Source organism: Delftia sp. (genome assembly GCF_059499305.1).
This window is the reverse complement of sequence record NZ_JCABYI010000031.1, coordinates 51003-65688: the sequence shown is the minus strand read 5'-3', so window position 1 is coordinate 65688 and position 14686 is coordinate 51003. Positions and strand designations below refer to the sequence as shown.

Sequence of the window (14686 nt, the reverse complement as noted above, 5' to 3'; positions counted from 1 at the left end):
CCGCCAGCACACCATGAAGCCTTCCTTCTCGATCCTCCTGATCGGCCTGGCCTTCACCCTGGCCGCCTGCAATACCGTCAAGGGCATTGGCCAGGACGTGCAAAGCGCGGGCAGCGCCATCGAACGCGCCGCCCGCTGAACCCTGAATTCGATACTGCCATGCAACAATTCACCGTGCACAAGGGCCTTGTCGCCCCCATGGACCGCGAGAACGTCGACACCGACGCCATCATTCCCAAGCAGTTCCTCAAGTCGATCAAGAAGACCGGCTTCGGTGTGAACCTGTTCGACGAGTGGCGCTACCTGGACCATGGCGAACCCGGCCAGGACCCGGCCTCGCGCAAGCCCAACCCCGACTTCGTGCTCAATCAGCCGCGCTATGCGGGCGCCTCCATCCTGGTCGCACGCAAGAACTTCGGCTGCGGCTCCAGCCGCGAGCACGCGCCCTGGGCCCTGGACCAGTACGGCTTTCGCGCCATCCTGGCACCCAGCTTCGCCGACATCTTCTTCAACAACTGCTTCAAGAACGGCCTGCTGCCCATCGTGCTGCCCGAAGCCACGATCGACATGCTGTTCAACGAGATCGCCGCCTTCCCCGGCTACGAGCTGACCATCGACCTGGACCGCCAGGTGATCGTGCGCCCGCAGGGCGAGGAGATCCCCTTCGACGTCATTGCCTTCCGCAAGTACTGCCTGCTCAACGGTTTTGACGACATCGGCCTGACCCTGCGCCATGCCGACAAGATCCGCGCCTACGAGGCCGAGCGCCTGGCCACCAAGCCCTGGCTGGCCCACACGCTGGTGCAGCGCTGATCGATCTCCACTTGCGCGCATCAATGGGCCGCAGGCGTTGCTGAACCAGCCGCCGGCGGCCTTCCACCATCCGAACAGTCTCTCAAAAGGAACACCATGAAAATCGCAGTCTTGCCCGGTGATGGCATCGGCCCCGAAATCGTTGCGGAAGCCGTGAAGGTGCTGGGCGCCCTGGGCCTGGACTTCGACATGCAGACCGCCCCCGTGGGCGGCGCTGCCTACGAAGCTGCCGGCCACCCGCTGCCCGAATCCACGCTGAAGCTGGCCATGGAGTCCGACGCCGTGCTGTTCGGCGCCGTGGGCGACTGGAAGTACGACACGCTGGACCGCCCGCTGCGCCCCGAGCAGGCCATCCTGGGCCTGCGCAAGCACATGGGCCTGTTTGCCAACTTCCGCCCGGCCATCTGCTATGCGGAGCTGACCCATGCCTCCAGCCTCAAGCCCGAACTGGTCGCAGGCCTGGACATCCTCATCATCCGCGAGCTGACCGGCGACATCTACTTCGGCCAGCCGCGCGGCCGCCGCGTGGCCACTGACGGCCACTTCCCCGGCGCCGAGGAAGCCTTCGACACCATGCGCTACTCCAAGCCCGAAATCGAGCGCATCGCCCACGTGGCCTTCCAGGCCGCGCAAAAGCGCAGCAAGCGCGTGACCAGCGTGGACAAGGCCAACGTGCTGGAAACCTTCCAGTTCTGGAAGGACGTGGTCACCGAGGTAGGCCAGCAGTACCCCGACGTGCAACTGGACCACATGTACGTGGACAACGCCGCCATGCAACTGGTCAAGGAGCCCAAGCGCTTCGACGTGGTGGTCACGGGCAATATGTTTGGCGACATCCTGTCCGATGAAGCCTCCATGCTCACCGGCTCCATCGGCATGCTGCCCTCCGCCTCGCTCAACGCCAAGGGCCAGGGTCTGTACGAGCCCAGCCATGGCTCGGCCCCCGACATTGCGGGCAAGGGCATTGCCAATCCGCTGGCCACCATCCTGTCGGCTGCGATGATGCTGCGCTTCTCGCTGAACCAGGAGGCTGCTGCACAGCGTATCGAAGCCGCCGTGCAAAAGGTCCTGGCCCAGGGCCTGCGCACGGCCGACATCCACAGCGAAGGCACGACCAAGGTCTCCACCCGCGAGATGGGCGATGCCGTGGTGGCCGCGCTGGCCTGACGTCCACGACAGCCGCGAGCCTCCGGGCTTGCGGCTGCCCTGCCTGACCAGGATTTTCCAGAACTTGGCAAAGCGTCAAAACAGACGTCTGCTTTTCGCCATTTCGACGAAGATATTCATCAAACAGACATTCTCTTTCCTGGCGTATTCGCTAGAATGACTGCTCTTATGTTTGCCGCCCGCCCGTTCCTCCTGCTGAACATTGCACCCGCCGCCCAGGCTGGTGTGGCCGTGCGCGCAATCACATCCACAACCATTACGACAATCAAAGGCTGACCCAGCCCGGTTCGTCGTGCGCCCTCACCTGGCCCAGACGAGCCGGGCGACAACAGTCTTGATCCAGCACTGTTTTCACACTGAAAGGGCGTTTCAAAAATGAGCAAGCAATTGGTAGGCCTGGTGGGCTGGCGCGGCATGGTCGGCTCCGTGCTGATGGACCGCATGCAGGCAGAGGGCGATTTCGACCTGATCGAGCCCGTTTTCTTCTCCACCTCCAACGCCGGCGGCAAGGCCCCGGCCATGGCGAAGACCCACACCGAGCTGCGCAATGCCAACGACATTGCCGAGCTGTCCAAGTGCGACATCATCATCACCTGCCAGGGCGGTGACTACACCAAGGAAGTCTTCCCCCAGCTGCGCGCCTCGGGCTGGAAGGGCCACTGGATCGATGCCGCATCGTCGCTGCGCATGGAAGGCGATGCCGTCATCGTGCTCGACCCCGTCAATGAAGGCCTGATCCAGTCCAAGCTCGCCGCGGGCGGCAAGAACTGGATTGGCGGCAACTGCACCAACTCCATCCTGCTGATGGGGCTGGGCGGCCTGTTCAAGGCCGGTCTCGTGGAATGGGTCAGCTCCATGACCTACCAGGCAGCCTCCGGTGGCGGCGCCAACCACATGCGCGAACTGCTCAAGGGCATGGGCGTGGTGCATGCGGCCGTGTCCGACGAGCTGGCCACGCCCGCCTCCGCCATCCTGGATATCGACCGCAAGGTGGCCCAGACCATCCGCACCGATGTGCCCACCGAATTCTTCGGCGCGCCTCTGGCTGGCGGCCTGATCCCCTGGATCGACGCACAGCTGGACAACGGCCAGTCCAAGGAAGAGTGGAAGGGCCAGGCCGAGGTCAACAAGATCCTGGGCACGGAGCAGACCATTCCCGTCGACGGCCTGTGCGTGCGCATCGGCGCCATGCGCTGCCACAGCCTGGCGCTGACCCTCAAGCTCAAGAAGGACCTGCCCCTGCAGGAGCTGGAAGCCATCATCAAGTCCGGCAACCCCTGGGTGAAGTGGGTGCCCAATGAACGCGCCATCACCGTCAAGGAACTGACGCCAGCCGCCATCACCGGCGGCCTGGAAGTCGGCGTGGGCCGCGTGCGCAAGCTGAACATGGGCCCCGAATACCTGTCGGCCTTCGTGATCGGCGACCAACTGCTGTGGGGCGCCGCCGAGCCGCTGCGCCGCATGCTGCGCATCCTGCTGGCCGCCTGAGCACCGCCGGCTTGAGCCAACACAAAAAGCGCCATGTCCTGGCCCGGGACATGGCGCTTTTTTCGGCTTTAAACCCTGTGCGATTGGGCACAATGCCCAAGTCTCTTGTCCCCTGACTGTAGGCGGTTGCCTACAATCACCGAAGATACATTGTGTTTCTTCTCGTTGCCGTTCGACAACAACTGGCAGCGTTCACCGGCAACCAGACGCTTGCGATCCTATAGCGTGGCCGACAATGCGACCCAAGCACCTTGGTATATGGCGTGCCATCTATCCCCGGGTAAATTTCAATTACATGTGCAAACGCGGGCATCCTCACAATAACAATAGTGCCCGCCCAATTGCATCCACACAGGTTTGACGCTTTATGCATCGTTGGAAACTCTCTGTGCTGGCCGCTGCGGCCGTCGTCTCGGTCGCACTGCCCGCCTCCGAGGCCTGGGCACTGGCTCTGGGCCGGGTGAACGTGCAATCGGCCCTGGGCGAGCCCTTGCGTGCCGAAGTCGAAATCCCCCAGATCACGGCGGCTGAAGCCGAAGGCCTGCGCGTGGGCGTGGCCTCTCCCGGCGTCTTCCGCACCCAGGGCATGGAGTACAACGCCACGGCCAGCCAGGTGCGCGTCAGCGTGCAGCGTCGCGCGGACGGATCGGCCGTGCTGCGACTCACAAGCACCCAGCCCGTCAACGAGCCCTTTGTCGATCTGGTGATCGACGCCAGCTGGGCCTCGGGCAACCTGCAGCGCAACTACACCCTGCTGCTGGATCCGCCCACCCTGCAAAAGCTGCCGCCTGCCGTGACGGCTGCAGCCCAGGCCTCCGCCCCCGAACCGGGCGCCGCACCGCGCCGCGCCGCGCCGGCCCCCTCGCCAGCTGCCGCAGGCAACACCGAGGAAAGCCGTCCAGCCCCTGCTCCGGCAGCCCCGCGCCGGAGCACCGCATCAGCCCGCGAGCGCGCTGCTGCAGCGCCGGCACCGTCCGAAGCATCCGAGGTCCGCATCAAGACCGGAGACACGGCCGGCCGCATTGCCGCCGCCCACCTGCCCGCAGGCGTTTCGCTGGACCAGATGCTGGTGGCCATGCTGCGCTCCAATCCCAAGGCCTTCATCAACGGCAATGTGAACCGCATGCGCTCCGGCGCCGTGCTCACCGTGCCTGACGAGGCCACGGCACAGGCCACCTCGCCGCGCGAGGCGCGCCAGATCGTTGCAGCCCAGTCCCGGGATTTCAACCAGTTCCGCCGCCAGCTGGCCAGCGCCGCACCGGCCGCGCCCGTGGCATCGGCCAATCGTGAAGCATCGGGCAGCGTCCAGGCCCAGGTCGAAGACCGCAAGCCCTCCACCGCCGCACCCGACAAGCTCACCCTGTCCAAAGGTGCTGTCAAGGGCGTGGAGGCAGACGAGCGCCTGGCCAAGCAAAAGCAGTCCGACGACCAGGCATCGCGCACGGCCGAACTGCAGCGCAACATGTCCGAGCTGAGCCAGATCGCCGCCGCCACCAAGCCCGCCGAAGGTGCTGCTGCAGCACCTGCCTCGGCAGCCGGCGGCACGGCAAACGGCGTGGCTGTGCCGGGCGCGCCGACCGTGCCTGCAGCGCCTGAAGCTGCAGCGCCCCAGACAACGCCCCCGGCCCCGGCGGCGCCTGCCGATGCAGCCGCTGCGGCCGCTGCCGCCACCGCTGCTGCTCCAGACGCCGCAGCCAATGCTGCCGGCCCGGCAGCGCCCGCGGCAGAAGCCGTGCCCGCCACGCCCGCTCCTGCCGAGCCGCCGAAGCCCAAGCCGGCACCCGCCCCCGTCGCACCGATCGCCGAGCCCAGCTTCATCGATACGCTGATGGAAGATCCCACCATCCCGCTGGCCGGCGCCGCCTTGCTGGCCCTGCTGCTGGGCTATGGTGGCTACCGCGTCATGCAGCGCCGCCGCGCTGCCGCAGCCTCCAGCGAAAGCGCCTTTGGCGACAGCCAGCTCGCGGCCGATTCCTTCTTTGGAGCCAGTGGCGGCCAACGCGTGGATACCGGCACATCGAGCCAGCTGTCGGGCACCTCCATGCACTACTCGCCCAGTCAGCTCGATGCCGGCGATGTGGACCCCGTGGCCGAGGCCGATGTCTACCTGGCCTATGGCCGCGACCTGCAGGCAGAGGAAATCCTCAAGGAAGCCCTGCGCACCGATCCCAGCCGCACCGCACTGCACCAGAAGCTGGCCGACATCTACGCCAAGCGCCATGACCGCAAGGCCTTCGAGGCCGTCGCGCAGACCCTGCACGGCCTGACCCAGGGCAAGGGCGTGGACTGGCAGCGCCTGGCCGACCAGGGCCGCATCCTGGACCCGGAAAACGCCCTCTACCAGCCTGCCGGCGCCGCGCCCCTGTCTGCTGCCGCCGTTGCCGGCGGCGCCGCAGCGGCAGCTGCCGGACTGGCGGCCGCCTCGCTGGCCAGCCGCCCCCTGGACATGGAGGCGCACCGCGAAGGCCCTGCCACCCTGCCCATGGACCTGGACATGGACCTCAACATGGACCTGCCCGGCGGCCTGGCCGACGCCAGCCTGCCCGCGCAGCACGCCAGCCCGCTGCCCGCACCGGCCCCCATGCCCAGCGAACAGGACTTCGCTGCGCTGGAGCCCACGCTGCGCGCACCACTGGAGCCCATGCAGCCCGCAGCAAGCGAGGCGCCTCGCATGGATCCCCGCGTGGAGCCGCCTGCTGCATCGCTGGACATGCCCGGCTTCCAGCCCACGGCCCATGCCTCGCTGACGGATGCCCTGAACCACAGCAGCGCCATGAGCGACATGCAGCCGACCGAGATGCTGCCGCTGGACATGCCCGTCACACGGCAGGTCACGGACAGCTTCCCGGCCACGGAACCTTCGCCCCTGACCGGCTCCACCACGGACGACAGCCACGCCAGTACCGATCTGCTGTCGCTGGACGCCATGGAGTTCAACCTGGAAGACCTGGGCACCGAGGCGCCAGCCCAAGCGCCGGCAGCAGCGCATTCGGGCGGCGTGCTGGAAACGGCGGCCAAGGCCAAGCCGGAACCGGCCGAATCGCTGGAATTCGACCTGGGCAGCCTGTCCCTGGACCTGGGCAATGACGCCCCCACGGCCGCAACGCCGCCTTCGGCGCCCGAGGACCCGCTGGCCACCAAGCTCGCCCTGGCCCAGGAATTCAATGCCATCGGCGACAGCGACGGAGCCCGTACACTCATCGAGGAAGTGATCTCCGAGGCCCACGGCGATCTCAAGGCCAAAGCCCAGCGCCTCCTTGCCGAGATAGACTGAAGCCCGACGGCGCCTGCCCAGGCGCCGCGTGCCGGTTTCGCGTGACAGGGTGGTACATGCCACCATGGAAAACTGACAACTTGATGCACACCCAACCCATGCCGGAGGCCTCGCCATGCGCGTAGCCCTCGGCGTCGCCTACAACGGCCAGCGCTACAGCGGCTGGCAAAGCCAGCTGTCTGGCAACACCATTCAAGACCATCTCGAAGCGGCCCTGGGCCGCTTTGCCGCTCAGGAGGTCCACACCCTCTGTGCGGGCCGCACCGATGCCGGAGTGCACGGCCTCATGCAGGTCGTCCACTTCGACACGCCGCTGGACAGGGCCCCGTTCTCCTGGGTCCGTGGCACCAACACCTTCCTGCCGCCGGACATCGCCGTGCAATGGGCCCAGCCCGTGCCCGACTCCTTCCATTCACGGGCCTGCGCCACAGCCAGGCGCTATGCCTATGTGCTGCTGCAGTCGCCCGTGCGGCCCAGCGTGGAGGCCGGGCGTGTGGGCTGGGTGTTCCATGCACTCAATGGTGACGCCATGCAGGCCGCCGCCCAGCACCTGCTGGGAGAGCACGATTTCAGCTCTTTCCGCGCATCGGGTTGCCAGGCCAAATCCCCCGTCAAGACACTGCACCGCCTGTCCATCACCCGCCGCATGGCAGGCGACGGCGCCCAGATGGCCGCGGCCAGCTCCATGCGTCCCGGGGATGCAGCCATGGAATGCTGCTACTGGCGATTCGAGTTCGAGGGCAGCGCCTTCCTTCACCACATGGTGCGCAACATCATGGGCTGCCTGCTCGCCGTAGGCCAGGGCACACACGCGCCGCAGTGGATGCAACAGGTGCTGGAGGCGCGCTCCCGCGATGCCGCCGCGCCCACCTTCTCGCCGGACGGCCTGTACTTTCTGGGTCCCGTATACGATCCTTCATGGGGCCTTCCTTCGCGCAGCCCGGCCTATGATTGGCTCCCGTGAACGAGCAGGCCTTCCCCCATTCTTCAGCCCCCATGCAGCGCACCCGAATCAAGATCTGCGGACTCACCCGCGAACAGGATGTGGACGCAGCCGTGGCCGCCGGCGCCGACGCCGTGGGCTTTGTCCTCTACGCCCCCAGCCCGCGCGCCGTGACGGTGCAGCGTGCCGCCGAGCTGGCGCGGCGCCTGCCGCCCTTCGTGACACCGGTGCTGCTGTTCGTCAATGAAAGCGCCGCCAACGTGATGGCCGCCTGCGCCGCCATCCCGGGCGCCTGCGTGCAGTTCCACGGCGACGAGTCGCCCGAGGACTGCCTTGCCGCCACATCGGGCGGCACCCGCGCCTTCCTGCGCGCCGCGCGCATTCCCCTTGGTCCCGATGCCGCGCGCTTCGACCTCGTAGAATATGCCCAGCGTTACTCGAAAGCCCAGGCCATACTGCTCGACGCCCATGTCGACGGCTATGGTGGTGGCGGAAAAGCATTCAATTGGTCACTCCTTCCACCAAACGTCGCCTCTCACCTCGTTTTGTCTGGTGGACTCACGCCTGCAAACGTGACCGATGGCATCTTGCAAGTGCGCCCGCGAGGACTCTCGCTGGCCGTTGATGTCAGTTCCGGCGTCGAGGCCGATGGTCCCGACGGCAAGCCCCTCAGGGGCATCAAGGACGCCGGCAAGATACACCGATTCATCGCCGCCGTGCGCGCGGCCGATGACCAACTTTTGCAGACAAGCCATGTTCGAATACCAGTACCCTGACGCATCTGGCCACTTTGGCCGCTTCGGCGGCAGCTTTGCCAGCGAAACCCTGACACACGCTCTGACCGAGCTGCGCGACGCCTACGCCAAGTACCAGAACGACCCGGAATTCGTTGCCGAATTCCAGTCCGAGCTGGCCCATTTCGTCGGCCGCCCCTCGCCCGTCTACCACGCGGCGCGCATGTCGCGCGAGATGGGCGGCGCGCAGATCTACCTCAAGCGCGAAGACCTCAACCACACGGGCGCGCACAAGATCAACAACGTGATCGGCCAGGCCATGCTCGCCCGGCGCATGGGCAAGCCCCGCATCATTGCCGAGACGGGCGCCGGCCAGCACGGCGTGGCCACGGCCACCATCTGCGCGCGCTACGGCCTCGAGTGCATCGTCTACATGGGCTCCGAGGACGTGAAGCGCCAAAGCCCCAACGTCTACCGCATGCGCCTGCTGGGCGCCACCGTGGTGCCAGTGGAATCGGGCAGCCGCACGCTCAAGGATGCGCTCAACGAGGCCATGCGCGACTGGGTGGCCAACGTGGACAACACCTTCTACATCATCGGCACCGTGGCCGGCCCCCACCCCTATCCCGCTATGGTGCGCGACTTCCAGAAGGTCATCGGCGAGGAATGCCTCACGCAGATGCCCGAGTTCCTGGGCGCCGACCGCCAGCCCGACGCCGTGGTCGCCTGCGTGGGCGGCGGCAGCAATGCCATGGGCATCTTCCACCCCTACATCCCGTTCGAGAACACGCGCCTGATCGGCGTGGAGGCTGCGGGCGAGGGCCTGGACAGCGGCAAGCACTCGGCCTCGCTGCAGCGCGGCAGCAGCGGCGTGCTGCACGGCAACCGCACCTTCATCCTGCAGGACGAGAACGGCCAGATCACCGAGACGCACAGCATCAGCGCCGGCCTTGACTATCCCGGCGTCGGCCCCGAGCACGCCTGGCTGCAGGAACTGGGCCGCGCCCAATACGTGGGCATCACGGACCAGGAGGCCTTGGACGCCTTCCACTACCTGTGCCGCACCGAAGGCATCATTCCCGCCCTGGAGTCCAGCCATGCCGTGGCCTATGCCATGCAACTGGCCAAGACCATGCGCGCCGACCAGTCCATCCTCGTGAACCTGTCCGGTCGCGGCGACAAGGACATCGGCACCGTGGCCGATCTCTCGGGCGCCGACTATTACGACCGTCCCTCCATGCGCGGGCTCACGGTCAAGGGAGGAGCAGCTCAATGAGCCGCATCACCACGACTTTCACCAAACTTCAGGAAGATGGCCGCAAGGCCCTGATCCCCTACATCACCGCGGGCTTCCCGTTCGCGGCCATAACGCCGTCGCTGATGCACGGCATGGTGGAGGCTGGCGCCGATGTGATCGAGCTGGGCGTGCCCTTCTCGGACCCCATGGCCGACGGCCCCACCATCCAGAAGGCTGGCGACCGTGCCATCGCCAACGGCGTGGGCCTGGTGCAGGTGCTGGCCTATGTGCGCGAGTTCCGCCAGAAGAACCAGACCACGCCCGTGGTGCTGATGGGCTATGCCAACCCGGTGGAGCGCTACGACCAGATCCACGGCAAGGACCGCTTCGTGGACGATGCGGCCGAAGCCGGCGTCGACGGCCTGCTCATCGTGGACTACCCGCCCGAGGAGTGCGAGGCATTCGCCGCGCAACTGCGTGCGCGCGACATGGACCTCATCTTCCTGCTGGCACCCACGTCCACCACCGAGCGCATGCAGCAGGTGGCGCGCGTGGCCAGCGGCTATGTCTACTACGTCTCGCTCAAGGGCGTGACCGGCTCGGGCGCGCTCGACACGGCAGCCGTGGAAGCCATGCTGCCGCGCATCCGCGAGCATGTGAGCATTCCCGTGGGCGTGGGCTTCGGCATCCGCGACGCGGCCACGGCACAGGCCATCGGCCGCGTGGCCGATGCGGTGGTGATCGGCAGCCGCATCATCGAGATGCTGGACGGCCAGCCCCACGAAAAGATCGTCCCCCTGACCATCGACTTCCTGCGCGGCGTGCGCAAGGCACTCGACGCGTAGGTCGCATAATGCAGCCCTTGCATGCGGCCCGGTGCCGCATGCCCTGCGCCTGAAAAGGAAACACCATGTCCTGGCTTGAAAAACTCCTGCCTGCCAAAATCCAGCAAACCAACCCTACGGATCGCCTCCAGCAGATCCCCGAAGGTCTGTGGATCAAGTGCCCGAGCTGCGAGACCGTGCTCTACAAGGCCGATCTGGAGAAAAACCAGAACGTCTGCCCCAGCTGCAGCCACCATCACCGCATCGGCGCGCGCGCCCGCCTGAACCATTTCCTGGATGCCGAAGGCCGCTATGAGATCGGCCAGGAAGTCATTCCTGTCGACGCCCTGAAGTTCAAGGACAGCCGCAAGTACCCCGAGCGCCTCAAGGAAGCGCTGGAGAACACCGGCGAGACCGATGCCCTGGTCGTCATGGGCGGCGCCATCAAGAGCGTCAACGTGGTCGCAGCCTGCTTCGAGTTCGAATTCATGGGCGGCTCCATGGGCTCCGTGGTCGGCGAGCGCTTCGTGCGTGGCGTCGAGACCGCCATCGAGCAGAAGGTCCCCTTCATCTGCTTCACCGCCACCGGCGGCGCGCGCATGCAGGAAGGCCTGCTGAGCCTGATGCAGATGGCCAAGGCCAACGCCGCGCTCACACGCCTGGCCAAGAAGGGCCTGCCCTACGTCTCGGTGCTGACCGACCCCACCTTCGGCGGCGTCTCCGCCAGCTTCGCCTTCGTGGGAGACATCGTCATTGCCGAGCCCAAGACCCTGGTCGGCTTCGCCGGCCCGCGCGTGATCGAAACCACGGTGCGCGTGAAGCTGCCCGAAGGCTTCCAGCGCGCCGAGTTCCTGCAGGACAAGGGCGCCGTGGACATGATCGTGGACCGCCGCGAACTGCGCGACCGCATCGCCGCATCGCTTGCCATGCTGCAGCGCCTGCCGGCCGACGCTGTTCAGTAAAGCCTCGCGCAGACACAGAAAAGCCGCCGCAGGTGGGTGCCTGCGGCGGCTTTTTCACGTCCGGGAAACTGGGGAAATCAGGCCAGCAGCATCAGGCCAGAGCCCTGGATATAGCCCAGCACCATCAGCGCAATCTGCAGCAGCACCAGGGCCACCAGTGCCGACAGATCGATACCGCCGATCAGGGGCACGATGCGGCGAATGGGCCGCAGCATGGGCTCGGACAGGCGCTGCAGCACGCCGTACATCGGCGACTGCGGCTGCACCCACGACAAGATGACATAGATCAGCAGCACGCCCACCATGCCCGACAGCGCCACGCGCGCCAGGCCGCACAGGGCCAGCCACGGCAAGGCGACCACATTGGACTGCCCGCCCATCAGCAGCCACAGCAGCACGAACTGCAGCATCTGCAGCAGGAAGGCCGCGATCAGGCTGGACATGTCCCAGCGCCCGGCCGGCTTGATGACGCGGCGCAGCGGCATCACGATCCAGTCGGACAGCGCAAACACCAGTTGGCCGACCGGGTTGCCGAAGGGAATGCGCTGGGCCTGCATGTACATGCGCAACAGGCAGACGCCGGTCAGCAGGCCAACGACCACATCGAGCAAAAAGGAAACGATCTGAAAAAGCATGGCGTTGTAGGACTGCGAGAGGAAGATCGGACCACGGCCAGCCGGCCTTGGCACAGCATGGGATGATAGCTGCCGCATCCCGCCCATCACATGACCGCCCATACCGCACTGCACTCCCTGCCGCTTTTCCCCCTGGGCAGCGTCCTTTTTCCCCAAGGCCTGCTGAGCCTTCGCGTCTTCGAGGTCCGCTACCTCGACATGATCCGCAAGTGCGAGCGCACGGGAGCCCCCTTCGGCGTGGTGGCATTGCAGGCCGGCAGCGAAGTGCGCAAGGCCGGTGCGGCCGCCGAGCAGCTGCATGCCGTGGGCACGCTGGCACGCATCGTCCAGCTGCAGCAGCCCCAGCCCGGCCTGCTGCACCTGCAGTGCGAGGGCACGCAGCGCTTTCGCATGCAGGATCACCGGCAGCTGCCCCACGGCCTGTGGGTGGCCGATGTGCAGTTGCTGCCTGCCGACACCGCCGTCCCCGTCCCCGATCACCTGCTCGCCACGGCCCAGGCCCTGTCCCAGGTGCTGATGCAGCTGCACGCACGATCCACCGACGCCGACCATGCCCGGCTGCCCAGCGCCGAACAGATGGGCGACTGCGGCTGGGTGGCCAACCGCTGGACCGAGCTGCTGCCCCTGCCCGTGTCCATCAAGCAGCAACTGATGGCCTTGGACAGCCCGCTGGTGCGGCTGGAGCTGGTGGCGGATGTGCTGGAACGCAGCGGCATAGGCAATTCACAGGGGACGGCGCCCGGCCCCCCGCCCGCTGCGCACTGACGAATTGGCGGTCCTGCGGCGTCATACCGCAGCAAGGTCCGGCACATTGACGGCACCACGCACCGAAGCGCGGCAAAAAACTTAAAATCGCGGATTCAGCCCGCCAGCTGCGGGGCCTGCCGGTGGCATTTGCTGCTGCCGCTGCATTTTCCAGCCCTTCCCGCCTGGCTTTTTTTCGGCTTTCCCCGATTTCCCCCTCCGGCTTTTTTCCGGCCCCTCGGCGTTTTGCGCTGGCGCTCATTGTCATGACCGAACACAACACACCATCTGCAGCGGACCAGACCGCTCCCCAGGACGAAAACCAACTCATCGCCGAGCGCCGCGAAAAACTCAAGGCCCTGCGCGAACAGGTGCGTGAACAGGGCGGCGTGGCCTTCCCCAACGACTTCAAGCCGGCCGACCGCGCCGAGGCCCTGCAGCAGGCCCATGCCGACAAGAGCGCCGAGCAGCTCGACGCCGAATCCGTGCAGGTCAGCCTGGGCGGCCGCATGATGCTCAAGCGCGTCATGGGCAAGGCCAGCTTCGCCACCATCCAGGACGGATCGCTGGGCCCCACGCACGGCCGCATCCAGCTGTACATCACGCGCGACACCGTGGGCGAGGAGGTCTATGCGGCCTTCAAGCGCTGGGACCTGGGCGACATCCTGGGCGCCGAAGGCACGCTGATGAAGACCAAGACCGGCGAGCTGTCGGTCAAGGTGCAGACGCTGCGCCTGCTCACCAAGAGCCTGCGCCCCATGCCCGACAAGTTCCACGGCATGGCCGATCTGGAGCAGAAGGTGCGCCAGCGCTACGTGGACCTGATGATGGACGAGCAGGCCCGCCGCCGCTTCATCGCGCGCAGCAAGGCCGTCTCGGGCATCCGCGAATTCATGGTGGAGCATGGCTTCCTGGAAGTGGAGACGCCCATGCTGCATCCCATTCCCGGCGGCGCCAACGCCAAGCCCTTCGTCACCCACCACAACGCGCTGGACCAGGAGATGTACCTGCGCATCGCGCCCGAGCTGTACCTCAAGCGCCTGGTGGTCGGCGGCTTCGAGCGCGTGTTCGAGATCAATCGCAACTTCCGCAACGAAGGCATCTCGGTGCGCCACAACCCCGAGTTCACCATGATGGAGTTCTACGCGGCCTACTGGAACTACCGCGACCTGATGGACTACACCGAGGCACTGGTGCGCGACGCCGCGCAAAAGGCCGTGGGCACGCTGCAGCTGACCTACGGCGGCAAGCCCGTGGACCTGTCCCAGCCCTTCCAGCGCCTGACCATTCCCGAGGCCATCGTCAAGTTCACCGAAGCCGGTGACAAGGTGGCCGACCGCGAATGGCTGACCAATGCCCTGCGCAAGCTGGGCATGACGGAAGAAAAGGACCGCCTGTCCACCCGTACCCTGGCCAGCCTGCAGGTGCTGTACTTCGAGGAAGTGGTCGAGGAAAAGCTCTGGCAGCCCACCTTCATCATGGAGCACCCCACCGAGATCTCGCCGCTGGCACGCGCCAATGACGAGCGCCCCGAAGTCACCGAGCGCTTCGAGCTGTACATCACGGGCCGTGAATTCGGCAACGGCTTCTCCGAACTCAACGACGCCGAGGACCAGGCCGCGCGCTTCAACGCCCAGGTCCAGGCCAAGGACGGCGGCGACGACGAAGCCATGTACTTCGACCACGACTTCGTGCGTGCCCTCGAGTACGGCATGCCCCCCACGGGCGGCTGCGGCATCGGCATCGACCGCCTGATGATGCTGCTGACCGACAGCGCCAGCATCCGCGACGTGATCCTGTTCCCCGCCCTGCGCCGCGAACAATAAACCCCCGGCATCCAGCGCCTGCGCGCATGGCCAACTGAA

13 protein-coding genes are annotated in these 14686 nt (G+C 66.4%); 12 read left to right on the top strand and 1 reads right to left on the bottom strand.

The genetic code is table 11. The features are described from left to right. Window positions 1-13 precede the first annotated feature (13 nt). The 10 genes from AC5I49_RS21410 to accD all read left to right on the top strand — a co-directional run bounded on the left by AC5I49_RS21410 (window position 14) and on the right by accD (window position 11442). Window positions 14-139: an entericidin A/B family lipoprotein gene (locus AC5I49_RS21410; RefSeq protein WP_012207035.1), complete on the top strand. Its 126-nt coding sequence runs from the start codon at window positions 14-16 to the stop codon at window positions 137-139. 20 nt (window positions 140-159) lie between these two features. Next, window positions 160-813: a 3-isopropylmalate dehydratase small subunit gene (leuD, locus tag AC5I49_RS21405; RefSeq protein ID WP_016447763.1), complete on the top strand. Its 654-nt coding sequence runs from the start codon at window positions 160-162 to the stop codon at window positions 811-813. Between the two features lie 96 nt (window positions 814-909). Then, complete coding sequence (gene leuB / locus AC5I49_RS21400; RefSeq protein WP_016447764.1) at window positions 910-1980, top strand: 3-isopropylmalate dehydrogenase; 1071 nt, start codon at window positions 910-912, stop codon at window positions 1978-1980. A gap of 375 nt (window positions 1981-2355) precedes the next feature. Continuing rightward, entirely contained in the window at window positions 2356-3468 is a 1113-nt protein-coding gene (gene asd, locus AC5I49_RS21395) for an aspartate-semialdehyde dehydrogenase (protein WP_074921050.1), read from the top strand. Between the two features lie 367 nt (window positions 3469-3835). Beyond that, window positions 3836-6742 (top strand): motility hub landmark protein FimV, encoded by a 2907-nt coding sequence (locus AC5I49_RS21390; protein WP_495789863.1) that lies wholly within the window; start codon window positions 3836-3838, stop codon window positions 6740-6742. Between the two features lie 115 nt (window positions 6743-6857). Then, entirely contained in the window at window positions 6858-7706 is an 849-nt protein-coding gene (truA, locus tag AC5I49_RS21385; RefSeq protein WP_016447767.1) for a tRNA pseudouridine(38-40) synthase TruA, read from the top strand. Window positions 7707-7738: 32 nt separating this feature from the next. Next, window positions 7739-8461: a phosphoribosylanthranilate isomerase gene (locus AC5I49_RS21380; RefSeq protein ID WP_016447768.1), complete on the top strand. Its 723-nt coding sequence runs from the start codon at window positions 7739-7741 to the stop codon at window positions 8459-8461. Further along, entirely contained in the window at window positions 8439-9695 is a 1257-nt protein-coding gene (trpB, locus tag AC5I49_RS21375; RefSeq protein WP_016447769.1) for a tryptophan synthase subunit beta, read from the top strand. The genes AC5I49_RS21380 and trpB overlap by 23 nt, the downstream gene beginning before the upstream one ends. Next, complete coding sequence (gene trpA / locus AC5I49_RS21370) at window positions 9692-10501, top strand: tryptophan synthase subunit alpha (protein WP_016447770.1); 810 nt, start codon at window positions 9692-9694, stop codon at window positions 10499-10501. The genes trpB and trpA overlap by 4 nt, the downstream gene beginning before the upstream one ends. A gap of 65 nt (window positions 10502-10566) precedes the next feature. Beyond that, a complete protein-coding gene (gene accD, locus AC5I49_RS21365) occupies window positions 10567-11442 on the top strand; it encodes an acetyl-CoA carboxylase, carboxyltransferase subunit beta (protein ID WP_016447771.1) in 876 nt (291 codons plus the stop codon). A 77-nt stretch (window positions 11443-11519) separates the two neighbouring features. Here the strand turns inward: accD and AC5I49_RS21360 are convergent, their stop codons facing one another. Then, window positions 11520-12077, bottom strand: coding sequence for a YggT family protein (locus AC5I49_RS21360; RefSeq protein WP_016451188.1), 558 nt, complete (start codon window positions 12075-12077; stop codon window positions 11520-11522). Window positions 12078-12167: 90 nt separating this feature from the next. Between AC5I49_RS21360 and AC5I49_RS21355 the strand changes: the two genes are divergently transcribed. Then, entirely contained in the window at window positions 12168-12842 is a 675-nt protein-coding gene (locus tag AC5I49_RS21355) for an LON peptidase substrate-binding domain-containing protein (RefSeq protein WP_495789862.1), read from the top strand. 245 nt (window positions 12843-13087) lie between these two features. Further along, entirely contained in the window at window positions 13088-14647 is a 1560-nt protein-coding gene (gene lysS / locus AC5I49_RS21350) for a lysine--tRNA ligase (protein ID WP_016447774.1), read from the top strand. Window positions 14648-14686: the final 39 nt, after the last annotated feature.